24 protein-coding genes and 1 tRNA gene are annotated in these 22,493 nt (G+C 59.5%); 7 read left to right on the top strand and 18 right to left on the bottom strand.

Annotated features, from left to right (window positions below):
• Window positions 1–18 precede the first annotated feature (18 nt).
• The 14 genes from glmU to mnmG form a co-directional block, all read right to left on the bottom strand.
• The gene (gene glmU / locus ACE3SE_RS06350; protein ID WP_374554259.1) at window positions 19–1,383 is read right to left on the bottom strand and encodes a bifunctional UDP-N-acetylglucosamine diphosphorylase/glucosamine-1-phosphate N-acetyltransferase GlmU; all 1,365 of its coding nucleotides are present in this window, start codon (window positions 1,381–1,383) and stop codon (window positions 19–21) included.
• 82 nt (window positions 1,384–1,465) lie between these two features.
• The gene (locus ACE3SE_RS06345; protein WP_045847707.1) at window positions 1,466–1,888 is read right to left on the bottom strand and encodes a F0F1 ATP synthase subunit epsilon; all 423 of its coding nucleotides are present in this window, start codon (window positions 1,886–1,888) and stop codon (window positions 1,466–1,468) included.
• Window positions 1,889–1,903: 15 nt separating this feature from the next.
• Window positions 1,904–3,298, bottom strand: a complete 1,395-nt coding sequence (atpD, locus tag ACE3SE_RS06340) for a F0F1 ATP synthase subunit beta (protein ID WP_045847706.1) — start codon at window positions 3,296–3,298, stop codon at window positions 1,904–1,906.
• 43 nt (window positions 3,299–3,341) lie between these two features.
• On the bottom strand, window positions 3,342–4,208 hold the full coding sequence (gene atpG / locus ACE3SE_RS06335) for a F0F1 ATP synthase subunit gamma (protein WP_374554258.1): 867 nt from the start codon (window positions 4,206–4,208) through the stop codon (window positions 3,342–3,344).
• Between the two features lie 39 nt (window positions 4,209–4,247).
• The gene (gene atpA / locus ACE3SE_RS06330; protein ID WP_045847704.1) at window positions 4,248–5,792 is read right to left on the bottom strand and encodes a F0F1 ATP synthase subunit alpha; all 1,545 of its coding nucleotides are present in this window, start codon (window positions 5,790–5,792) and stop codon (window positions 4,248–4,250) included.
• Window positions 5,793–5,800: 8 nt separating this feature from the next.
• Entirely contained in the window at window positions 5,801–6,337 is a 537-nt protein-coding gene (locus tag ACE3SE_RS06325; protein ID WP_045847703.1) for a F0F1 ATP synthase subunit delta, read from the bottom strand.
• Window positions 6,338–6,344: 7 nt separating this feature from the next.
• Window positions 6,345–6,815, bottom strand: coding sequence for a F0F1 ATP synthase subunit B (locus ACE3SE_RS06320; RefSeq protein WP_045847702.1), 471 nt, complete (start codon window positions 6,813–6,815; stop codon window positions 6,345–6,347).
• Window positions 6,816–6,868: 53 nt separating this feature from the next.
• Window positions 6,869–7,150 (bottom strand): F0F1 ATP synthase subunit C, encoded by a 282-nt coding sequence (gene atpE / locus ACE3SE_RS06315; RefSeq protein ID WP_045847701.1) that lies wholly within the window; start codon window positions 7,148–7,150, stop codon window positions 6,869–6,871.
• Between the two features lie 89 nt (window positions 7,151–7,239).
• On the bottom strand, window positions 7,240–8,058 hold the full coding sequence (atpB, locus tag ACE3SE_RS06310) for a F0F1 ATP synthase subunit A (protein ID WP_062787388.1): 819 nt from the start codon (window positions 8,056–8,058) through the stop codon (window positions 7,240–7,242).
• 14 nt (window positions 8,059–8,072) lie between these two features.
• Window positions 8,073–8,432 carry an ATP synthase subunit I gene (locus ACE3SE_RS06305; protein WP_045847699.1) on the bottom strand — a complete coding sequence of 120 codons (360 nt, stop codon included), beginning with the start codon at window positions 8,430–8,432 and terminating at the stop codon, window positions 8,073–8,075.
• A 92-nt stretch (window positions 8,433–8,524) separates the two neighbouring features.
• Window positions 8,525–9,382 (bottom strand): ParB/RepB/Spo0J family partition protein, encoded by an 858-nt coding sequence (locus tag ACE3SE_RS06300; RefSeq protein WP_374554257.1) that lies wholly within the window; start codon window positions 9,380–9,382, stop codon window positions 8,525–8,527.
• Window positions 9,383–9,386: 4 nt separating this feature from the next.
• On the bottom strand, window positions 9,387–10,178 hold the full coding sequence (locus ACE3SE_RS06295) for a ParA family protein (protein WP_045847697.1): 792 nt from the start codon (window positions 10,176–10,178) through the stop codon (window positions 9,387–9,389).
• Window positions 10,175–10,801, bottom strand: coding sequence for a 16S rRNA (guanine(527)-N(7))-methyltransferase RsmG (gene rsmG, locus ACE3SE_RS06290; RefSeq protein WP_131357316.1), 627 nt, complete (start codon window positions 10,799–10,801; stop codon window positions 10,175–10,177). Before rsmG ends, ACE3SE_RS06295 begins: the two co-directional genes overlap by 4 nt.
• Window positions 10,802–10,816: 15 nt before the next feature.
• Entirely contained in the window at window positions 10,817–12,709 is a 1,893-nt protein-coding gene (gene mnmG, locus ACE3SE_RS06285) for a tRNA uridine-5-carboxymethylaminomethyl(34) synthesis enzyme MnmG (RefSeq protein ID WP_374554256.1), read from the bottom strand.
• A 348-nt stretch (window positions 12,710–13,057) separates the two neighbouring features.
• Here mnmG and ACE3SE_RS06280 point away from each other — a divergent pair, with 348 nt between their 5' ends.
• From ACE3SE_RS06280 to ACE3SE_RS06265, 4 genes are all read left to right on the top strand, one after another.
• Complete coding sequence (locus ACE3SE_RS06280; protein ID WP_045847694.1) at window positions 13,058–13,807, top strand: GNAT family N-acetyltransferase; 750 nt, start codon at window positions 13,058–13,060, stop codon at window positions 13,805–13,807.
• Window positions 13,808–13,945: 138 nt separating this feature from the next.
• A complete protein-coding gene (gene tsaA, locus ACE3SE_RS06275; RefSeq protein ID WP_045847693.1) occupies window positions 13,946–14,647 on the top strand; it encodes a tRNA (N6-threonylcarbamoyladenosine(37)-N6)-methyltransferase TrmO in 702 nt (233 codons plus the stop codon).
• Window positions 14,648–14,697: 50 nt separating this feature from the next.
• Window positions 14,698–15,636: a Tim44 domain-containing protein gene (locus tag ACE3SE_RS06270; protein ID WP_062790788.1), complete on the top strand. Its 939-nt coding sequence runs from the start codon at window positions 14,698–14,700 to the stop codon at window positions 15,634–15,636.
• 145 nt (window positions 15,637–15,781) lie between these two features.
• Window positions 15,782–16,990, top strand: coding sequence for a sensor domain-containing phosphodiesterase (locus ACE3SE_RS06265; protein WP_052694166.1), 1,209 nt, complete (start codon window positions 15,782–15,784; stop codon window positions 16,988–16,990).
• A 66-nt stretch (window positions 16,991–17,056) separates the two neighbouring features.
• Here ACE3SE_RS06265 and ACE3SE_RS06260 read toward each other — a convergent pair whose 3' ends face one another.
• The 4 genes from ACE3SE_RS06260 to ACE3SE_RS06245 are packed head-to-tail and all read right to left on the bottom strand — an operon-like array spanning window position 17,057 to window position 19,692.
• Window positions 17,057–17,644 carry a BON domain-containing protein gene (locus ACE3SE_RS06260; protein ID WP_374554255.1) on the bottom strand — a complete coding sequence of 196 codons (588 nt, stop codon included), beginning with the start codon at window positions 17,642–17,644 and terminating at the stop codon, window positions 17,057–17,059.
• Window positions 17,645–18,235 carry a phosphoheptose isomerase gene (locus tag ACE3SE_RS06255; protein ID WP_045847689.1) on the bottom strand — a complete coding sequence of 197 codons (591 nt, stop codon included), beginning with the start codon at window positions 18,233–18,235 and terminating at the stop codon, window positions 17,645–17,647. It abuts the gene before it with no gap.
• Between the two features lie 30 nt (window positions 18,236–18,265).
• Window positions 18,266–18,610, bottom strand: a complete 345-nt coding sequence (locus tag ACE3SE_RS06250; RefSeq protein ID WP_197077222.1) for a YraN family protein — start codon at window positions 18,608–18,610, stop codon at window positions 18,266–18,268.
• A complete protein-coding gene (locus tag ACE3SE_RS06245) occupies window positions 18,607–19,692 on the bottom strand; it encodes a penicillin-binding protein activator (protein ID WP_374554254.1) in 1,086 nt (361 codons plus the stop codon). The genes ACE3SE_RS06250 and ACE3SE_RS06245 overlap by 4 nt, the downstream gene beginning before the upstream one ends.
• A gap of 93 nt (window positions 19,693–19,785) precedes the next feature.
• Here ACE3SE_RS06245 and rsmI point away from each other — a divergent pair, with 93 nt between their 5' ends.
• From rsmI to ACE3SE_RS06230, 3 genes are all read left to right on the top strand, one after another.
• A complete protein-coding gene (gene rsmI / locus ACE3SE_RS06240) occupies window positions 19,786–20,622 on the top strand; it encodes a 16S rRNA (cytidine(1402)-2'-O)-methyltransferase (RefSeq protein ID WP_045847686.1) in 837 nt (278 codons plus the stop codon).
• Window positions 20,623–20,667: 45 nt separating this feature from the next.
• A tRNA-Leu gene (locus ACE3SE_RS06235) sits at window positions 20,668–20,752 on the top strand.
• Between the two features lie 532 nt (window positions 20,753–21,284).
• Window positions 21,285–22,493, top strand: coding sequence for a tyrosine-type recombinase/integrase (locus tag ACE3SE_RS06230; protein WP_374554253.1), 1,209 nt, complete (start codon window positions 21,285–21,287; stop codon window positions 22,491–22,493).

Genomic DNA, 22,493 nt, shown 5'->3' with positions numbered 1-22,493 from the left:
TGTGCATCCTGCCGGGAATCAGCTCTTTTTCTGCGGACGCTTCCAGCCTGGAATGCTGACCTGACGCGCACGTGCCACGGTCAGGGTATCGGCCGGGGCGGTGCGACTGATCACCGAACCTGCCCCTACAGTAGCACCGGCTTCCAGCGTAACCGGGGCAACCATCAAGGTGCCGGAACCGACAAACACATTGTCCTGGATGACCGTCTTGAACTTGTTCACGCCGTCGTAATTGCAGGTGACCGAACCGGCACCCACATTCACCTTGCTGCCGATTTCAGCATCACCGATATAGGTGAGGTGATTGACCTTGGAACCCAGGCCAACCGTGCTCTTCTTGATTTCGACAAAATTGCCGACATGCACTTCGTCAGACAATGCCGCACCAGGACGCAGGCGGGCATACGGGCCGATGCGGCAATCTGCCCCGACCACGGCATCCTCCAGATGCGAGAACGCGGCGATACGGGTGCCTGCCGCGATCTTGACGTTTTTCAGCACGCAGTTGGCGCCGATTTCGACATTGTCACCCAGCTCCACCACGCCTTCGAACACACAATTGACGTCGATGCTGACATCTCGGCCATGCTGCAATTGACCACGGATGTCGATACGCGCCGGGTCGGCCAGCGTGACACCGGCAGTCAGCAGCGCGCGCGCCTGGTTCTGTTGCAGGATGCGCTCCAGCTCGGCCAGTTGCAGCTTGTTATTCACGCCGGCAGCTTCCCACGAAGCCGACACGCTGGCGCTTTCCACCGCCACGCCATCCGCCACGGCCAGTGCCAGCACGTCGGTCAGATAATATTCACCCTGGGCATTGCCATTGCGCAGTGCCTGCAGCCAGCCAGAGAGCTGGCGGTTGGGCAGCACCATCATGCCGGTATTGATTTCACGGATTGCCAGTTGCTCCGGCGTGCAATCCTTGTGCTCGACAATGGCCTTGAGCTTGCCGTCGTTGCCACGCAGCATGCGGCCATAACCGCTGGCATCTTCCAGCACGTCGGTCAGCACCGCCATGCCATGGCCAGCAGCAGCAATCAGTTGTTGCAGGGTTTCGCTGCGGGTCAGCGGTACATCGCCATACAGCACCAGGGTCTTGCCTTCGCTGGGCAGTGCCGGCAAGGCCATTTTCAGTGCGTGACCAGTACCCAGTTGTTCGGCCTGCTCGGCCCAGACAATGTCTTCATCCTTGATAGCCTGGCGGACCTGATCGCCACCGAAACCATATACCACCACCAGCCGCGCCGGATTCAGGCTGCGGGCCGTGGCGATGACGCGGGCGAGCATCGGCGCACCACCGATCGGGTGCAAAACTTTGGGTTTGGCGGAGTACATGCGGGTACCCTTGCCCGCTGCCAGAATCACGATATTGAGGCTGTCCATGCGAACTCTTTGCTGACCAAAAATGAAAAAGGCTGCCACAAAAGTGGCAGCCTGCAACTATACACGAATCGTTCCCGCGCTTTTAGTGCACACGCTTCTTGAGGTAGTCCAGCGCCTTGAGCTGGGCAATGGCGGCTGCCAGGGCAGCGTGAGCCTTTGCCGTGCTCAGGTCGTCGGTAGCATGCTGCAGAGATTCTTCTGCTGCACGCTTGGCCTCATTGGCGCGCGCTTCGTCGAGATCCTCGCCGCGGATCGCCGTATCAGCCAGGACGGTGATGTGGGTGGGCTGTACTTCCAGCATGCCGCCGGAGACAGCCACCAACACTTCTTCCTTGCTGCCCGGTACGGTCATGCGCAGCACACCGGGCTTGATACGGGTCAGGAGCGGCACGTGTCGCGGATAAACACCGATCTCACCTTCCAGCGCCGGGGCGACCAGAAACTCGGCTTCACCCGAGTAGATGAGTTGTTCGGTGCTGACCACTTCCACATGCATCTTGGACATAAGCCCTCTCCTTAATTAAAGGGTCTTGGCTTTCTCAGCGGCTTCTTCGATCGCGCCAACCATGTAGAACGCTTGTTCCGGCAGGTGGTCGTATTCGCCAGCGAGAATTGCCTTGAAGCCCTTGATGGTATCGCGCAGGGAGACGTATTTGCCCGGGGAACCGGTAAACACTTCAGCTACGTGGAAGGGCTGGGACAGGAAGCGCTGAATCTTACGCGCACGTGCCACTACCAGCTTGTCGTCCTCGGACAGTTCGTCCATACCCAGAATGGCGATGATGTCGCGCAGTTCCTTGTAGCGCTGCAGCGTGGATTGCACGCCACGGGCTACGGAGTAGTGCTCGTCACCAACCACCAGCGGGTCCAGCTGACGGGAAGTGGAGTCCAGCGGGTCAACGGCCGGGTAGATACCCAGGGCAGCGATGTCACGGGACAGAACCACGGTAGCGTCCAAGTGGGCGAAGGTGGTTGCCGGAGACGGGTCGGTCAAGTCATCCGCAGGTACGTATACGGCCTGGATGGAGGTAATGGAACCATCCTTGGTCGAAGTAATACGTTCTTGCAGACGGCCCATTTCTTCGGCCAGCGTCGGCTGGTAACCCACTGCGGAAGGCATACGGCCCAGCAGAGCGGATACTTCGGTACCGGCCAGGGTGTAACGGTAGATGTTGTCCACGAACAGCAGAACGTCACGGCCCTTGCCGGAAGCGTCCTTCTCGTCACGGAAATGCTCGGCCATGGTCAGACCGGTCAGTGCAACGCGCAGACGGTTACCCGGCGGCTCGTTCATCTGGCCATACACCATCGCAACCTTGTCCAGTACGTTGGAGTCCTTCATTTCGTGGTAGAAGTCGTTACCTTCACGGGTACGCTCACCTACACCAGCGAACACGGACAGACCGGAGTGGGCCTTCGCGATGTTGTTGATCAGTTCCATCATGTTCACGGTCTTGCCTACACCGGCACCGCCGAACAGACCAACCTTACCACCCTTGGCAAACGGGCAGAGCAGGTCAATCACCTTGATGCCGGTTTCCAGCAGGTCGGTAGCGGAAGACAGCTCGTCAAACTTCGGAGCGGACTGGTGAATGGCGCGACGTGCGTCGGTAGCCACCGGACCAGCTTCGTCAACCGGGTTACCCAGTACGTCCATGATGCGACCCAGAGTGGCGCTACCAACCGGCACCGAAATCGGTGCGCCGGTATTGGCTACAGCCATGCCACGCTTCAGGCCGTCCGAGCTACCCATCGCAATGGTACGGACCACGCCGTCGCCCAGCTGTTGCTGGACTTCGAGCGTCAGGTCAGCGTCAACCAGCTTCAGGGCATCATAAACCTTCGGCATGGCGTCGCGCGGGAATTCCACGTCGATCACCGCACCAATGATTTGTACGATTTTGCCTTGGCTCATTATCGGTTCCTAAACATTTAACTTTTACAGTCTGTGTAACGGCTTACACCGCTGCGGCACCAGCCACAATCTCAGACAGCTCAGTGGTAATTGCCGCTTGACGGGCCTTGTTGTACACAAGGCGCAGCTGCTTGATCGTATTACCGGCGTTGTCGGTTGCAGCTTTCATGGCCACCATACGCGCTGCCTGTTCGGAAGCCATATTTTCGGCCAGAGCCTGATAAACCACCGACTCCAGGTAACGCTTGACCAAGAACTCCATCAGGCTGGGTGCATCCGGTTCGTAGAGGTAATCCCACGAATGCGAGTGCTCCACCACCATGTGTTGCGGAGTCAACGGCAGGAGCTGTTCGAGCGTCGGTTCCTGTTTCATCGTGTTGATGAAACCGGAGTAGACGATGTAAACCGCGTCCAGTTCGCCTTCAGCGTACTGTTTGAACAGCACTGTAAGCGGGCCAATTAGTTTGTCCATCTTCGGCACATCGCCGAGCTGGACTGCGCTTGCCACAACATTGAGGCGAGCACGCTGGCAGGCAGCAACGGCCTTCTGGCCGAGGCAGCACACGTCGATTTCGACGTTCTGTTCCTGCAGTTCCTTGACCTTGGTATAGAAGCGCTTGAACGAGTTCACGTTCAGGCCGCCACACAGGCCCTTGTCGGAGGAAACCAGGATGATACCAGCGCGCTTGACAACGTCACGGCGTGCAAGCAGTGGATGACCAAGATCCGCGTTTGCCTGAGCAAGGTGCGCCATAACCGTGCGCACCTTCTCAGCATAAGGACGGGCAGCGCGCATACGCTCTTGCGTTTTGCGCATCTTGGAGGTTGACACCATTTGCATCGCGCGAGTGATCTTCTGCGTGTTTTGCACGCTTCGGATCTTGGTGAGAATCTCTTTACCGACTGCCATTCCTGAACCTTTCTTTAGCTACGACGTGAGTCGAAAGGCTCAGTTGAAGCTGTAGCCAGCCTTGAACGATTCCATCGCCTTGGCCAGTACCTTCTCGTTGTCGCCGGACAGGTCGCCCGAAGCATTAACGGCGGCCAGCAGGTCGCTGTGGTTCGCACGCACGTAAGCGAGGAACTCAGCTTCGAATGCCAGGGCCTTCTTCACCGGAACGTCTTCGTAGCTGCCCTTGTTCACAGCCCACAGGGTCAGTGCCATTTCGGCAGTGGCCAGCGGAACGAACTGCTTCTGCTTCATCAGTTCGGTAACCACTTCACCGTGTTGCAGCTGCTTGCGGGTAGCTTCGTCCAGGTCGGAAGCGAACTGCGAGAACGCAGCCAGTTCACGATACTGGGCCAGTGCCAGACGGATACCGCCACCGAGCTTCTTGATGACCTTGGTCTGGGCCGCACCACCCACGCGGGATACCGAGATACCGGCGTTGATGGCCGGACGGATACCTGCGTTGAAGAGGTCGGATTCCAGGAAGATCTGGCCGTCGGTAATGGAAATCACGTTGGTCGGAACGAAGGCGGAAACGTCACCAGCCTGGGTTTCGATGATAGGCAGTGCGGTCAGCGAACCGGTCTTGCCCTTCACTTCGCCGTTGGTCAGTTTTTCCACTTCATCCGCGTTGATGCGGGAAGCGCGTTCCAGCAGACGGGAGTGCAGGTAGAAAACGTCACCCGGGTAAGCTTCACGGCCCGGCGGACGACGCAGCAGCAGGGAGATCTGACGGTAGGCAACGGCTTGCTTGGACAAGTCATCGTATACGATCAGTGCATCTTCGCCACGGTCGCGGAAGTATTCGCCCATCGCGCAACCGGAGTACGGGGCGATGAACTGCAGGGCAGCGGCTTCGGAAGCGGTAGCAGCAACGATGATGGTGTGACCCAGTGCACCGTGCTCTTCCAGCTTGCGTACCACGTTGGCAATGGAGGATGCTTTCTGACCTACGGCAACGTAGATACAAACAACACCAGTGCCTTTTTGATTGATGATGGCGTCCAGAGCAACGGCAGTCTTGCCGGTCTGACGGTCGCCAATGATCAGCTCACGCTGGCCACGGCCTACCGGTACCATGGAGTCAATCGCCTTCAGGCCGGTCTGCATCGGCTGGGATACCGACTGACGCGCAATCACGCCCGGCGCGATCTTTTCGATCGGGCTGGACAGCTTGGCGTTGATCGGACCCTTGCCGTCGATCGGCTGGCCCAGAGCGTTGACAACACGGCCCACCAGTTCCGGACCTACCGGCACTTCCAGAATGCGACCGGTACACTTGACTTCGTCGCCTTCAGAAATGTGTTCGTACTCACCCAGAACCACGGCGCCGACAAAGTCGCGCTCCAGGTTCATGGCGAGGCCGTAGGTATTGCCCGGGAACTCGAGCATTTCGCCCTGCATCACGTCTGCCAGACCGTGGACACGAACGATACCGTCGGTCACGGAAATTACCGTACCCTTGGTACGGACTTCAGCGCCTTCAGCCAGGTTCTGAATCTTGGCCTTGATCAGATCGCTGATTTCAGAGGGGTTCAACTGCATGATCTCTCCTAATTCTTGAGGCTTGCCGCCATGGCTTGCAGCTTGCCGCGCACGGAACTGTCGATGACATCGTCACCGACCAGCACGCGCACACCACCGATCAGATCGGCATTGTCACGCACATCAAGACGTACGGTTTTGCCGTACTGCTTGGAAAGCGTGCTGGTGAGTTCGGCTTTCTGTTCTTCGGTCAGCGGGAACGCCGTTTCAACTTGCGCATCAACGATGTTTTCCGCTTCGGCCTTGAACAGCTCAAACTGACTGGCGATATGCGGCAGCAGCATCAGGCGGTGGTTCTCGATCAGGGCGACCAGAAAGTTTTTCACGCTTTCGTTGGTACGCTCGCCGAGGACTTCCAGCATCAGCGCCTCAACCTCTTTTGCGGTATGTTTCGGATTGGTGACAACTTCAACCATATCCGGGTTGTTCACCATGGCAGCCAGCCACGCAAGCGCATCGGACCACTGGTCCAGCGTACGCGTTTCGGTGGCGAGGCTGTATACCGCTTCGGCGTAGGGCCTTGCGACGGTAATGAGTTCTGCCATGAGTTAATTAAAACTCCGCTTTGATGGAGGAAAGCAGGTCGGCGTGCTTGGCTGCATCGATCTCTTTGCGCAGGATCTTCTCTGCGCCGATAACGGCCAGCTGGGCTACCTGCTCACGCAGGGCCTCCTTGGCGCGCATCACTTCCTGATCGATCTGGCCCTTGGCGTCAGCCACAATACGGGCACCTTCGGTGCTGGCATTGTCTTTGGCTTCGTCCACGATCTGGGAGGCACGCTTCTCAGCAGCAGTAATGATTTCCATTGCCTGTTGCTTGGCTTTGCGGAGTTCGTCCGCAACGCGCTTTTCAGCAGCTTCCAGATCTTGCTTGCCACGTTCTGCAGCGGCCAGGCCGTCTGCAATACGCTTGGCACGCTCTTCCATCATATTGGTAAGCGGAGGCCAAACAAACTTCATGGTGAACCATACCAGGATGGCGAACGTGATCGCCTGGCCCAGTAGTGTTACGTTAAATTCCACGCTTGTTTTCCTCCAGAGAATGACTTCTACACAAACCGTTTACTGGCTAAAAATTAGCCACCCAGAGCTGCTTTGGCAGCGGACAGGAACGGGTTGCTGAAGGTGTACAGCATGGCAACACCCACACCGATCATGGAGATCGCATCCAGCAGACCGGCGATAATGAACAGCTTGGTTTGCAGAACCGGGATCATTTCCGGTTGACGGGCGGAGGCCTCGAGGAATTTGCCACCCAGAATGGCGAAACCGATAGCAGTGCCGAGAGCGCCAAGGCCAATGATCAGAGCAGCTGCGATAGCGGTCATCGACTGAATCTGAGAAACGAGTGCTTCCATTATGTATCTCCTAAGACTTATGCAAGGATGGTTGGTAAAAAAAACTAAAACAAAGGTAAAGCTCTAAAAAAACAGATACCACAAACTCTTTAGTGCGCTTCCACGGCCAGGCTCAGGTACACGATGGTCAGCATCATGAACACGAAGGCCTGCAGGGTGATGATCAGGATGTGGAAGATGGCCCACGGTGCACCCAGGATCCACTGTGCGCCCCACGGCAGCAGTGCGATCAGGATGAAGATCAGTTCGCCGGCGTACAGGTTACCGAACAAACGAAGCGAGAGAGAGATCGGCTTGGCGGCCAGTTCGACCAGCTGGAAGATGAAGTTCAGCGGGGCCAGGATGATGGCGCCAATCGGGTTGTGGGTGTGGAACGGTGCGGTCAGCAATTCCTTGCCCCAGCCGCCCAGGCCCTTGGCCTTGATGGAGAAGCCGATGATGCACAGGAATACGGACAGCGACATGGCGAAGGTGGCATTCACGTCAGCGGACGGAACCGAACGGAAATAGATGTGATGCGGTTCCAGACCGAAGAAGGTGTGGCCGATCCACTGGGCCAGATTCGGCAGCAGGTCAACCGGCAGCATGTCCATTGCGTTCATCAGGAAGATCCAGCAGAAGATGGTCAGCGCCAGCGGGGCGATGACTTTGCTCTTGGCATGGAAGATTTCCTTAACCTGGGTATCCACCAGTTCGATGATGGATTCCACGAACAACTGCAGCTTGCCCGGATTTTCCAGGCTGGCACGACGGGCCACCATGGCAAATACACCGGCAAACACAAAAGCCAGGAACAGGGAGACGGAGAAAGTGTCTACGTGCAGGCTCCAGAAACCACGAGCCGGAGACGGATCGGAATTCCAGAACGTAAGGTGGTGATTAATGTACTCAATTGCGTTGCTTGCCATCGCTCTTTTCTCAATTATTTGATTAGAAGCCCTAACCAGTAGCCGGACACCGTGGCAAAAAAGCCTGCCAGCAAACCCACTACCGATAAATCCTTGAAAAACACCAAAGATGCACCAAACATTAAGACAGTCAGGATGAATTTGACTGCCTCAGCCTTGAAGTGCGCCTTCATCAGCACCGCAGGTGGGACATGCCGCTTGGCGTAGGCGATTCTTGCATACACTGCGGCGGGAATGAGCGCCGACAGCCCCCCAAGCAGAACCGACACCGGAACAACAACGGTGCCGGCGCTTAGCACGGCACCAAGTAGTACAGCCACTACAAGCAGTTTTGCTTGCAGGCGCAGTACGCGCCCGACTTCCGGATTTTGCATGTCCGACACTTAAAAAATCGCTCGATTATAGGCTGAGCGCTTGATTTGCGTCAAACTGAACATCACCCGCACCATTGCAGTGCAACATAAAATCATTTGCTTGATTTTGCTTGAAGTTTTTCAAGCAAGCGTTCCAGGTCGTCCAGATTGGCATACTCCACCTGCAAACGCCCCTGCCCGCGTGCACCGTGGCGGATGCTGACCTTGGCGCCAATGCGTTCCGACACCTCTTGTTCCAGGCGGGCAATGTCCGGATCGACACGCTTTTGTGCTACCGGTGGTGTGGTTTTTTGGTCAGACAATTGTTGGACACGACGTTCCACTTCGCGCACCGACCAGCCCTTTTCCACTGCCTCGTGTGCCAGCTCCAGCTGCTGCACCACCGGCAGTGCCAGCAAAGCGCGCGCATGCCCCATTTCCAGCTGCCCCTGATGCAGCAGTGACTGTACCGGCTCGGGCAGCGCCAACAGGCGCAGCAAATTGGACACTGCACTGCGTGAACGGCCCACGGCATCCGCCGCGCTTTCATGCGTCAGGCCGAATTCGCTGATCAGGCGTTTGAGACCATGTGCTTCTTCGATGGGGTCCAGCTCCTGGCGCTGGATGTTTTCAATCAGCGCCATGGCCAGGGCGGCTTCGTCGGCCACGGTCTTTACCACCGCCGGCACGTCAGTGAGCCCTGCCTTGCGGGCAGCGCGCCAGCGACGTTCACCGGCAATCAGCTCGTATTCTCCGAGGCCGATTTCACGTACCACGACCGGCTGGATCACGCCTTGCGCACGTATGGAGGCCGCCAGCTCGTCCAGCGCGGCCTCGTCCATATGGCTGCGCGGCTGGTATTTGCCTGGGCGGATCAGGTCGATGGAAAGCGTGGTGAGGCGGTCATCCGCCACCGTGCTGGTGGCGAGGAGCGCGTCTAGACCGCGCCCGAGTCCTTTGAGTTTGGCCATGTTGTCAGACAGATGGAGTTGCAGTTGCGGGTTCGAGGCGGGCGGTCAGTTCCTGTGCCAGCGTGAGATAGGCTTGTGCGCCACGGGCATTGCGGTCGTAGACCAGCCCCGGCAAGCCATGGCTGGGTGCTTCGGCCAGGCGCACATTGCGCGGGATGACGGTTTCGAACACCTTGTTGCCAAAGTGGCTGGCCAGTTGTTCGGACACCTGCTGTGAAAGATTACTTCGTGCATCGAACATGGTGCGCAGCAGGCCCATGATTTCGATACGCGGGTTCACCGCCACGCGCACCTTGCGCAAGGTGGTGACCAGATCGGACAACCCTTCCAGCGCATAGTATTCGCACACCATGGGAATCAGCACGCTGTTGGCGGCCACCAGGCCGTTGAGGGTGAGCAGATTGAGCGAGGGTGGACAGTCGATCAGCACATAGTCGTACTGGTCTTCCACTTCGCTCAGGGCATTCTTCAGCCGGGCTTCACGCGCCAGTTCGTTGACCAGTTCCAGTTCGGCCCCGCCCAGGTCGCGGTTGGCCGGCAACACGTGATAGCCGCCTTCCTTGGCCGGCTGGCGCGCTTCTTCGACAGAAGCATCGCCCAGCAGCACGTGGTAGACGGAACGCTCCAGCGCCTGCTTGGCAATGCCGCTACCCATGGTGGCATTGCCCTGCGGGTCGAGGTCGACAATCAACACCCTGCGGCCCAGCTCGGCCAGACCTGCGGCCAGGTTGACCACGGTGGTGGTCTTGCCGACCCCACCTTTCTGATTGGCAACCGCGATCACGCGTGCATTCATTTAGCCACCATTCTCACCAGATGGCGTTCGGCGTCCAGACCGGGCACCGACACCGGTAGTACTTCGGCTACCGCTACCGTTTCCGGCAGCAGCGAGATTTCTTCGTAAGGATACACACCCTTCATGGCCAGGTATTGACCGCCGTCGGCCAGCAGGTGCGGGGTGAGGCGGACAAACTCGGCCAGTTCGGCAAAGGCACGGCTGGTGATGCGATCGAACTTCTGTTCCGGCTGGTAAGCCTCGACACGACTGGTGATCACCTCGACATTGGGCAGGCCCAGTTCGATGACGGCCTGACGCAGGAAGGTGGTTTTCTTGTGGTTGGCATCCAGCACCACCACTTGCAGGTCGGGACGGGCGATGGCCGCCGGAATGCCCGGCATGCCGCCACCAGAGCCCACATCCAGCAGGCGGGTGCCACCGTTCAGGTGCGGCACCAGCGACAGGCTGTCCAGCAGATGGTAGCTGACCATGCGCTGCTCTTCGCGCACAGCGGTCAGGTTGTAAGTGTGGTTCCACTTGGCCAGCAGGTTCAGGTAGCCGTCCAGCAAGGCCAGCTGTTGTTCGGTGAGGCCCAGGGCCAGCTGTTCCAGCCCTTGTTTCAGTTCTGCAGTATGTGTCATGCGCTTGGCTTGCAATTATTCGGTTTTGGCGTCGGCAAAGCCGCGCTTCAGATGCACCATCAGCAGGGCAACCGCCGCCGGGGTGATGCCCTGGATGCGCGAGGCCTGACCCAGGGTTTCCGGGCGCTGCTGATTCAGTTTTTGCTGTACTTCCTTGGACAAGCCCTTGACCACGCCGAAGTCGATGTCGGCGGGCAGGCGGACGTCTTCCAGGTTGTCGCGGCGCGCCAGTTCTTCGTTCTGACGATTGATATAGCCTTGATATTTGACCTGAATTTCCACTTGCTCGGCAACCACGTCATCCGCCACGCCACCTGCGGCTTCCGGCAGGGTCATCAGCTCGCGGTAAGCGACATTGGGGCGCTTGAGCAGGTCGAACAGGTTGTACTCGCGCTCGATACCCTTGCCCAGCAGGGCTTCCAGCGCAGCGGCATCCTGCAGCTTGGCCGGATGCAGCCAGGTGGTTTTCAGGCGGGCGGTTTCGGCTTCCACTGCGTCACGCTTGCGACAGAAGGCATCCCACTGCGCATCGCCAACCAGACCGAGCTTGCGGCCCATTTCGGTCAGGCGCAAGTCGGCATTGTCCTCGCGCAGTTGCAGGCGGAATTCGGCACGGCTGGTAAACATGCGGTAAGGCTCGGACACACCCTTGGTGATGAGGTCGTCCACCAGCACGCCAAGGTAGGCCTCGTCGCGGCGCGGACACCAGCCTTCTTCATCACGCGAATACAGTGCGGCATTCAGGCCGGCCAGCAGGCCTTGCGCTGCGGCTTCTTCGTAACCTGTGGTGCCGTTGATCTGCCCGGCAAAGAACAGGCCCTTGATGGACTTGGTTTCCAGCGTGGACTTGAGGCCGCGCGGGTCGAAGTAATCGTATTCGATGGCATAGCCGGGGCGCAGGATATGGGCGTTTTCCATGCCACGGATGGAACGCACCGCCGCCAGCTGGATATCAAACGGCAAGCTGGTGGAAATCCCGTTGGGGTAGAACTCGTGCGTGGTCAGGCCTTCCGGTTCCAGGAAGACCTGATGGCTGTCCTTGTCGGCAAAACGGTTGATCTTGTCTTCGATGGACGGGCAGTAACGCGGGCCCACCCCTTCAATCACCCCGGTAAACATCGGGCTGCGCTCGAAGCCGGAACGGATGATGTCGTGGGTTTGCTGATTGGTGTGGGTGATCCAGCACGGCAGTTGCCTGGGATGCATGCTGCGCTGGCCGCGGTAGGAGAACACCGGCTCGGGCGTATCCCCCGGCTGCTCTTCCATGACCGAAAAATCGATGCTGCGGCCATCAATACGCGGCGGCGTGCCGGTTTTCAGACGCCCCACCGGCAAATCCAGCTCGCGCAGACGTGCGCCCAGCGTGGAAGCTGCCTGATCGCCGGCACGGCCACCGGTGTAGTTTTCCAGGCCAACGTGAATCTTGCCGGACAGGAAAGTACCGGCCGTCAGCACCACGGTGCGGGCGCGGAACACGATGCCGATGGCGGTGATGGCACCGGCCACCTGATCACCCTCGATCAGCAAATCATCCACCGGCTGCTGGAACAGCGTCAGATTGGGCTGGTTCTCCAGCATGTCGCGGATGGCCGCCTTGTACAGGATGCGGTCGGCCTGCGCACGCGTGGCACGTACCGCCGGGCCCTTGGAGGCATTGAGGGTGCGGAACTGGATGCCACCGATATCGGTTGCCAGCGCCATGGCGCCACCCAGCGCATCCACCTCTTTCACCAGATGCCCCTTGCCGATGCCACCGATAGACGGGTTGCACGACATCTGACCAAGGGTCTCGATATTGTGGGTAAGCAGGAGCGTGGCGCGGCCCATGCGGGCGGCGGCCAGCGCGGCCTCGGTGCCGGCGTGTCCGCCGCCAACCACGATCACGTCAAACTGTGTGGGATAAATCATCGGCTGTACTCGGAAGCCCGTGCGCAAGAGGCAGGCAGGGCGAAGCGTGCAGGAAAAACGGCCTATTCTACGGCAAAACCGATTGCATGATAAGTCATTGATTTGTTTCGCCCCTGTTGTAACCGGCAGTTCAAACGCCGGTCATCCACAAGTCATATGCGCGAAATGTCTGCGTCAAACTCCATCACTAGCATGTGTTGCAAGGCCGGCCAAGCGAAAAGCTACTGCCAAATGAAGGAGTTGCCGTGCCCGTATCCGGAAATGGCTGACTGGCAGCACACCACAGCAAGGCTAGCATTCCGGATCAATACAACAAGCCCGTTCGCATATCCGCCAGGGGAGTAAGTCATGCAACTGAATGAAAGCATCAGTAGCCGCCGCCAGCTGAAACTGGGCGTGCGTGTAGCAGAAACGGCCGAAGACATCCGCCGTGCACAGAAACTGCGCTTTGACGTATTTGCTGGTGAAATGGGTGCCGAGCTGTCATCGCAAGCCCTGGGTATTGATTGCGACGAGTACGACGCCCTGTGTGACCATCTGATTGTGGAAGATGCCAACAGCGGCCTGGTGGTGGGTACCTACCGCATGCTGCCGCCTGACATGGCACGCCGCGCCCCGTCCTTGTATTCCGAACACGAATTCGACCTCACCCGCCTGGACAACCTGCGCGACAGCCTGATTGAAGTGGGCCGCTCTTGCGTCCACAAGGATTTTCGCAGCGGCGGAGTGATTGCCCTGCTGTGGTCCGGCCTGGCCGACTACGTACAGAAAAAAGGCGGTGCCTACCTGGCAGGCTGCGCCAGCGTAAGCCTGGCCGATGGTGGACATCAGGCTGTCAGCCTGTACCGTCAGCTGGAGTCCAGCCACCTCAGCCCGGCCGAATGGCGTGTGTTCCCGCACCTGCCGCTGCCGCTGGACCGTATTCACGACGATGCGCCCTCCTCGCCGATGCCGCCGCTGATCAAGGGCTATCTGCGCGCCGGGGCCTTCATCTGCGGTGAACCGGCCTGGGACCCGGACTTCAACTGCGCAGACTTCTTCATGCTGCTGCCGATGAGCCGCCTGACCGGCCGTTACAACCGTCACTTCGTAGGCTGATTCCCCAGCCTGCACAGCGCTGTCGCTGTCATCAGCCCGACCGAAGCCCCCGTTCGGCCGGGCTGTTCTGTTTGCCAAGCGCTTCTGTCTGGTGGATTAAGCAGGATCAGCCAGCCGGAACCCGGCTACAATCCCGCCATGAGCTACGCATTTCACCCGGTGGGCATCGTCCACTCGCCCTACAAGGAAAAATTCGGCATCCCGCGCCAGCCCGCGCTGGCCCCCGCTGCCGACATCCAGATCGAGCTGTTGCCGCCATTCAATCACCCCGACACGGTACGCGGGCTGGAAGCCTTCTCCCATGTCTGGATCAGCTTCGTCTTCCACCAGACCGCCCAGCGCGGCTGGCAGCCGCTGGTACGCCCGCCACGGCTGGGTGGCAATGCCAAGGTGGGCGTGTTTGCCAGCCGCTCCACCCACCGGCCCAATCCGCTGGGCCTGTCGCTGGTGGCGCTGCGCGGCATCGATACCGGGCATGGCGTGTGGCTGCATCTGGAAGGCGCGGACTTGCTGGATGGCACGCCTGTGCTGGACATCAAGCCTTATATCCCGTTTGTGGAAGCCCACCCGGAAGCACGCGGCGGCTTTGTCGATGGCCCGCCGCCCAGCCTGGAAATCTGCTGGAGCCAACCGGCGCTGCAACAGCTGGCCGCCCTGCCCTCTGCCCCGCCGGGCCTGGCACAGCTGATTGAACAAGTACTGGCACAAGACCCGCGCCCGGCCTATCAGCACGACCCGGAACGCATCTACGGCGTGCGGCTTTATGACTACAACATCCGCTTTTGCATCCGGGATAACCATGCTCACGTGCTTGAAATCCAGCCGCTTGCCCCGAACTAAACTTCCATGCTCCGGTCACACCGGAGCCCTTTACTCTGGAGAATAAAATCATGACACCTCGCGCGAAGACGATCATGCTCGCCTTCACCCTGGTTTCTGTCCTGGCGGCACCGTTTGCGGAAGCCGCACGCCTGGGCGGAGGCAAGAGCGCCGGCATGCGCCGCTCGGCCCCGACCAAAAGCTACCAGCAGCCCACTCCGATGCCGGCTCCGGCACCTGCTCCGCAGGCTGCGCCGCAAGCCCAGCCCAAGAAGGGCCCTGGCATTGGTACCGCCATTGCAGCGGGTGCTGCAGGTGCTGCCGCCGGCTACATGCTGGGTTCGGCCATGAACAACAACCATGCTTCGGGTAACGCCGTGGATACCGCAGGTGCCGGTTCCGGCATTCCCTGGGGCACGCTGGCCTTGCTGGGCCTGCTGGGTATTGGCGGCCTGATGTGGTTCCGCCGCAAGACTGCCAGCCAGGCACCGATGAACAGCCCGATGCCGGCTGGTAACGGCCCGGTCTTCAACAGCAATGCCCAGGACGCTGCCCGTTTCGAGCCGATTCCCAAGATTGGCTCCGGTCTGGGTCAGCCGGCTGGCTATGGCGCAGCACCGGCCATGGCTGGTGCAGTGCCCGGACGCCTGCCGGATGGTACGGAAACCCCGAACTTCCTGCGTCAGGCCAAGGCAACCTTCCTGCACCTGCAAAGCCTGAACACGCCGGACAGCCTGGAAGAAGTACGCAAGTACATGACGCCGGATCTGTTCGAAGGCCTGCGCAATGAAATCGGCAGCAATACCGATGTGGCTGACTTCCCGCAGCTGGACTGCCAGCTGGCCGAAGCCGTGGAAGAAGGTGGCCGCTTTATTGCCACCGTGCGCTTCTCCGGTACGGTGAGCGAGTCGGTGAATGCCGCGGCAGTGCCGTTCAGCGAATACTGGCACTACATCAAGGATGGCAGCACCGGCGGTAAATGGCTGGTTGCTGGTATCCAGCAGGAATAAATCCGCTTTTTTGTGCGAATTATCTTAACGGGCCCGGTCGGGCCCGTTTTTTATTATCCGGCCATGCTCTACACTGGAATGCCGATTGCTAGGTAACGGGTTCATGGGCCAGCAAGAGCCCTATCTCAGGAAGGAATGTACTGCAATGAAACGTTTCGAGCATGCCGGTCTGATACTCGGCAGCCATTTCCAGCCCATCTACAGTCTGGCGCACCGCCGTACCGTGGGCGTGGAAGCCTTGCTGCGCGCCGAGCAGAACCAGCTGCCGCTGTCACCGGCCGAGGCCTTTTATGCCATGGTGTCCCCCGAGCGACGCCACGGGCTGGACCTGGCCGTCAGCCAGGCCCATGTACAGCACTTTGCCGCGCTGGAGCACAGCCATCCGCACTGGCTGTTCCTGAATGTCGATGCCGCCTCGCTGTCCCGCCCGGAGCGGGCCATGGCACTAGCCAACACCATTCGCGAAGCCGGCCTGCAGCCGGGCAATGTGGTGCTGGAAGTGCTGGAACATGTGCTGGAAGTGGATGAAGCCCTGATCGAAGGCGTGAATCTGCTGAAAAAAGCCGGTTTCCTGATTGCGATTGACGACTTTGGCGTCGGCCATTCCAACCTGGACCGGGTCTGCCAGCTGGAACCGGACCTGGTGAAATTCGACAAGGACTTGCTGCGCAGTGCCGTCAGCCAACCACGCACCCGCAATCTGCTGTCCAGACTGGTGCGACTGATGCACGAAATTGGTGCACTGGTAGTGGAAGAAGGGATTGAAACCGAAAACGATGTGCTGGTGGCGCTGGAGTCCGGCTGCGATCTGGTACAGGGCTATTATGTGGCCCGCCCCTCCGCCAGCCCGGATGCAGACGACATCATCACCAAACGGCTGGATTCGCGCTGGGACGAGCTGATGGTGCGCGACCTGCTCAAGCGCAAGATTACCCGCCGCCAGATCGAACTGGCACGCCAGGCCTTTGTGCAATCGGCCATTTCGCTGATGCAGGGCACCCCGTTCGACCAGGCAGCCACCCCCATGCTGGCCATGCCCGATGTCATCCGCTGTTTCTTGCTGGACAGCGAAGGCCGCCAGATTGGCCGCAACCTCAACAGCCGCCACAACACCATTGCCAGCAGCCTGAAGTTTGCCCCGCTGGCGGATACCACCGGTGCGGTGTGGTCGCGCCGTGCGTATTTCCAGCATGCCATCGACCAGCCCGGCGTGCTGTACATGAGCGAGCCTTACCTGTCGATGACCGACACCCGCTCCTGCGTCACCCTGTCCATGGCGATTGAAATCGACGAAGCCATGCACGTGCTGTGTGCCGATGTGCTGGCACCGCGTGTGCACAGCAGCCACGGCTGAAGCACACTCAGGCCAGACAGAATAAAAAAAGGACCGCATGCGGTCCTTTTTCTGTTTCAGCACAACTTACTGCGCTGGCGTGATTTCGGTGATGCTTTCAAACAGGGTCACCACTTTTTGCACCCCGGCGGTTTCGCTCGCCACCTGTGCTGCCGCCTGCCCTTCCGCCGGTGTAACCAGACCCAGCATGTACACCACGCCACGTTCGGTCACCACCTTGATATGGTTGGGCGAGTAGCCCTTGCCATCCAGCAGGCGGGTACGCACCTTGCTGGTAATCCAGGTGTCGTTGCTGCGCTCGGAGAAACCGGAAGACGGAGCCACCACGGTGTAATTGAACACGCGGCGCACATTGGGCATGGCGCGGGCAATCAGCTCGGCCTGCTGGCCGGCTTCTGCCGACGGCACTTCACCGGTCAGCAGCACGGCACGGTTATAGCTGGTGGTATTGACGTGAGCCGAAGGCAATTTCTCGCCAATCTGGTGCGACACCTTGGCTTCAATGCTCTGGTCGTCCACATAAGCACCGCTGGAACGACGGTCAGTAGCCACCAGCGCACCACCGGCCACACCACCGGCAGCCAGGGCGAAACAACCGGACAGCGTGCTGGACACAGCAGCCGCCAGCAACAGGGACAGGACAGTACGTTTCATTTACTCACCTCCCAACAGCATGTAATCGATGGCATCGCACAGGGCATGCACCAGCAGGATATGCACTTCCTGAATACGCGCGGTGCGCAGCACCGGCACATTCAGCTGGATGTCTTCCGGCGACAGGATTTCGCTGATCTTGCCGCCATCCTTGCCGGTGAGGGCAATCACACCCATGCCGCGTTCGTGTGCGGCATAAATGGCTTCAATCACATTGGCGGAATTGCCCGAGGTGGAAATGGCCAGCAACAGGTCGTTGGTATGCCCCAGCGCACGCACCTGCTTGGAAAAAATCATGTCGAAATCGTAGTCATTGCCAATGGCAGTGAGTGCCGAAGAGTCGGTCGCCAGCGAAATGGCGGCCAGACCCGGGCGCTCCTTTTCGAAGCGTCCCAGCATTTCAGCAGCAAAGTGCTGGGCATCGGCAGCCGAACCGCCATTGCCGCAGGCCAGGATCTTGCCTTCGTTCATCAGGCAGCTGACCATGCGCTCGGCAGCCAGCGCCACCGCGGGCGACAGCAGTTCCATTGCCTCCTGCTTGGCGGCAATGCTTTCCAGAAAATGTCCGTTGACGCGTTCAATCAGGTCCATGCTCTTCCTTGTAGCAGCGCGGGATGGCTGCTATGCAAAAATGTTTTTCAACCACTGCAGCGGCTGCTGGCCTTCGCTCAGCACAGCATCAAAACGACAGGGCGCGTCTACTCGCTTATCGGACAGGTAGACCGTGGCCGCATGCAGGAGTTTCCTCTGCTTGGCCGGCGTAATGCTGTACGCCGCTCCACCATAACGCGGGCTGGCCCGGTGGCGCACTTCCACAAACACCAGATAACGCCCGTCACGCATGATCAGGTCTATCTCACCGCCACGGCACAACCAGTTGCGCTCCAGCAGCTGCAAACCTTGCTGCAACAGGAAGGCCAGCGCGCGTTCCTCTGCCTGCTGGCCCTGGCGGTTCATCGGCCTTATTCGCCTTCGCCAATCAGCGATACCGGCAACTGGCGGTCAAACACCCGGTCGCGGCCCAGTTTCAGGTCGCCGGTGACGCCATCCAGCTTGATGCTGGCAGGGTTGCGCGTGGTACCCAGCAACAGCGCCAGACGATAGGCATCGATCCCCAGCGCATACAGGCGCTCGGTTTGCAGGGTAAGTGCGGTGGACGGCCGGGCAAAACGCTTCACCGCCGGATGTTGCGGCATCAGGAACCACGGCATGTCGATGAAGCGCACCCCGGCCAGCTGCTTGTCCGGGCTGCGCGTGCTGATTTGCGAGGTGGCATACACCGGCAGATCCGGCGGCAAGGCCGGTTTCAGCCGGGCGGCCTCGGCCGGTTCCACCGCCAGAAACACTGCATCGGCCTGGCTGGCGGCCTGCTGCAACACGGACAGGCTCTGGCCGTTGTCTTCAATCTGCGGCGCGTCCTTGCCGCTCTGGCTGCGCCACTCGTCGGCAAAGGCCTGCTTCAGGCGGCTGGACAATACCTCGCCATCGGCAATGATCAAGGGATTGCTGCGGCCATCATCACGCATCAGGCGTGCAATCTGGCGGGCTTCCACTTCCACATTCAGGGCCAGGGTAAACAGCCTGGGGTTGGTCGGCACATCGCGCCCCACGGCATTGAGCGCCAGCGTGGGCACGATCACATGCGGTGCCACCGCGGCAATACCGCCACGCGACAAGGGGCCTATCACCACGTTGACGCCACTGGCCACCGCCTCGCGGTAACGCTGGGCGGCGTTGTGTTCGTCGGCATCAATCACCACCACATCGGCTTGCGGCTCGGCATCGTGCGCGGCTTCCACCCCGCTACGCACCACCGCAGCCGCTTCGCCCAGCAATTTGGACTCGGTGGGCAGCAACAGGCCTATTTTAAGGCGGACCGCCTGCTTGCCGGGCGCAGCCAGCGGCTTGGCCACCGGGGCAACAGGGGCGGATGCCGGCTGCGCCTGGGCGCGCGGGCTTTGTCCGGCCACGCTATTGAGCGGCGCAGCATTGAGTTGGATGATATAGTCCGGTGCCTGCGCATGCGCAGCCGTCAACCATGTCATCATGACGCCAACCAACAGCGGAGCCAGTCTTTGCATACTTCGTTCGCTCACTTGCTTGAAACTGCACGGGAAAGTTTCTGTCGCGGCACATTATATGTGGTGGCCACTCCCATTGGAAACCTGGGAGATGTTACCGCACGTGCGCTGGCGGCCTTTACCGCGGCCGATGTGGTCTGCGCGGAAGACACCCGCGTCACCGGCAGCCTGCTGACCGCCTACGGCATTCACGCCAGCAAGCTGGTGAGCCTGCGCGAGCACAACGAACGCAGCATGGCCGAACAAGTCATCCGCTGGCTGGCGGAAGGGCAGATCGTGGTGCAGGTATCCGATGCCGGCACCCCTGCGGTATCCGACCCCGGCGCGCGGCTGGTGGAAGCCGTGCGCGCCGCCGGTCACCCGGTACGCCCCATCCCCGGCGTATCCGCCGTCATTACCGCCCTGTCCGCCAGCGGCTTCACCAGCAATGCCTTCCTGTTTCACGGCTTTTTGCCGCCCAAAAGCGGCGAACGCCGCCGTACCTTGCAGCAATGGATCGGCGCCGACCACCTGGTGGTGTGCTACGAAGCACCGCACCGCATTGTGGACACCCTGCAGGACATCGTGGCCGAACTGGGGCCGGACCGCCGCCTGATGCTGGCGCGCGAGCTGACCAAAACCTTTGAAACCTTCCACAGCCTGCCCGCCGGCGAACTGCTGGAATGGGTAAAGGCCGACAGCAACCAGCAGCGCGGCGAAATCGTGCTCATCATCGACGCTGCCCCGCAAGCGGAAGACAAGGCCGGTTTGCCGGAAGAAGCCATCCGGGTGATGAACATCCTCAGCGCCGACCTGCCGATGAAGCAAGCCTCCACCCTGGCCGCGCAAATCACCGGTGCCAACCGCAAGCTGCTGTATGACCATGCGCTGAAAATGAAAAAGGACGCCGGCGAGTGATTTACAAGCCCCGGCAGATGGGATAGACTTGCCTCCTCTTGCGATGCCCGGGTGGCGAAATCGGTAGACGCAGGGGATTCAAAATCCCCCGCCGCAAGGTGTGTCGGTTCGAGTCCGACCCCGGGCACCATCGCAACGATTAGAGAAGTCCAAGAAAGTCCATCAAACCCGCACAGCACAAGGCTCTGCGGGTTTTTTGTTGTCCATTAGCGTCCAGCAACGTCCCGTAACAGCCAGCTTTTTTATGTACCTTTTTGTGTACCTTCCTACAAACCCCGTAGAAAAAGGTACACAATCACTTGTCATTAGCACCATTTGCAATTCATACACTGGTTACAAAATTGTATGTATGTCATCAGCCACTCATGGCCCTGGCATCCATCACGACCATTTATGTATTTTTTTCGGCACCCCGCGAGAAATGACTAGTGACAGTAGTGACATAGTGACAGCCTTGATTTCAAAAGACTTTTTCATGTCCATTGATAGTGACAAAAGCGATTTGTCACTAGTGACACGGTAGAAATCCATGCATAGAGAGCCGCTAAAGGCCACCCAACACCCTGCAAGCTGGTTCTCTGCACAAGTCTAGGCGCGGAATGGTCTCCGCCCGCCACCCTTACGGCGCGGCGCGAAAAGGTACATAGGAAAAGGTACACATCATGCCCTTAACTGATCTGGCTATTCGCCAAGCAAAGCCGCAGGACAAGCCCTATCACCTACCCGATGGAGGTAGCCTCTTCCTTGAGGTCACACCAGCGGGTGGCAAGCTGTGGCTGTTTCGGTATCGTCACAACGGCAAGCCCGGAAAGCTATCCCTTGGCAAATATCCGACGGTTAGCCTGGCTAGCGCCAGAGACAAGGCAGCAGAAGCGAGAATGCTACTGGATGAGGGTAAGAACCCAAGCCAAGAGAAGAAAGTGGCAAAAGCCTCGGCTAAAGAAGCTAGCGCCAACGCTTTTGAAGCGATTGCAAGGGAGTGGCATCTAAAGCAGATGGTTTTGTGGACACCAGCCCATGCGGCCCGGGTGCTGGACTCCCTTGAGACCGATGCATTCCCTGACCTGGGGAAGATACCGGTCAGTGAGTTAACTGCGCCGCAAATTCTGGCCACCATCCGCAAAATTGAAAGCCGTGGTGCGCTTGAAACGGCCTCACGTGTATTGCAGCGCATTGGTTCAGTGATGCGATATGCCATCCAGACGGCCCGCGCCCAAACCAATCCGGCCAGCGACCTGGCTGGGGCAATCAGTTCAGCAAAGGTAGAGCATCGCCCGGCCTTGCCGCGCAATGAATTGCCAGAGTTCTTCAAGCGACTGGAAGCGGAACCGATTTACCAGCCTACGCGCATTGCCATGCATCTGCTCATTCTGACTTTCGTGCGCCCTGGTGAACTACGCGCAGCACGTTGGGAAGAGTTCGACCTCGTCCGCAAGGAATGGCGCATACCTGCTGAGCGTATGAAGATGCGCGCCCCTCATATTGTCCCTCTAAGCAGTTCTGCATTAGCCCTGCTGGATGAGCTTAAGCCGCTAACGGGCCGCAATGCCATGCTTTTCCCGGCGATGACCGACCATGACCGCCCCATGAGCGAAAACACGCTGAGCTATGCCATGGGCCGCATGGGGTACAAAGGAACGGCCACCCCGCACGGCTTCCGGGCCTTGGCATCCACCGTGCTGAATGAAGAGGGATTCGACCCCGATGTAATCGAGCGCCAGCTTGCCCACGCAGAACGCAACAAGGTGCGTGCTGCATACCACCGGGCTGAATATCTGGAAGAACGGCGGCGCATGATGCAATGGTGGGCAGACTTTATTGCAGCCCAGCAGGGTGGGAATGTTGTACCCGTCAATTTCAAGCGGGCTTAA

Origin of the sequence: Aquitalea pelogenes (assembly GCF_041914625.1) — a bacterium.
Lineage (GTDB): Bacteria > Pseudomonadota > Gammaproteobacteria > Burkholderiales > Chromobacteriaceae > Aquitalea > Aquitalea pelogenes.
The sequence above is the reverse complement of the archived record's forward strand: the minus strand, read 5'-3'. Positions and strand labels throughout refer to the sequence as shown.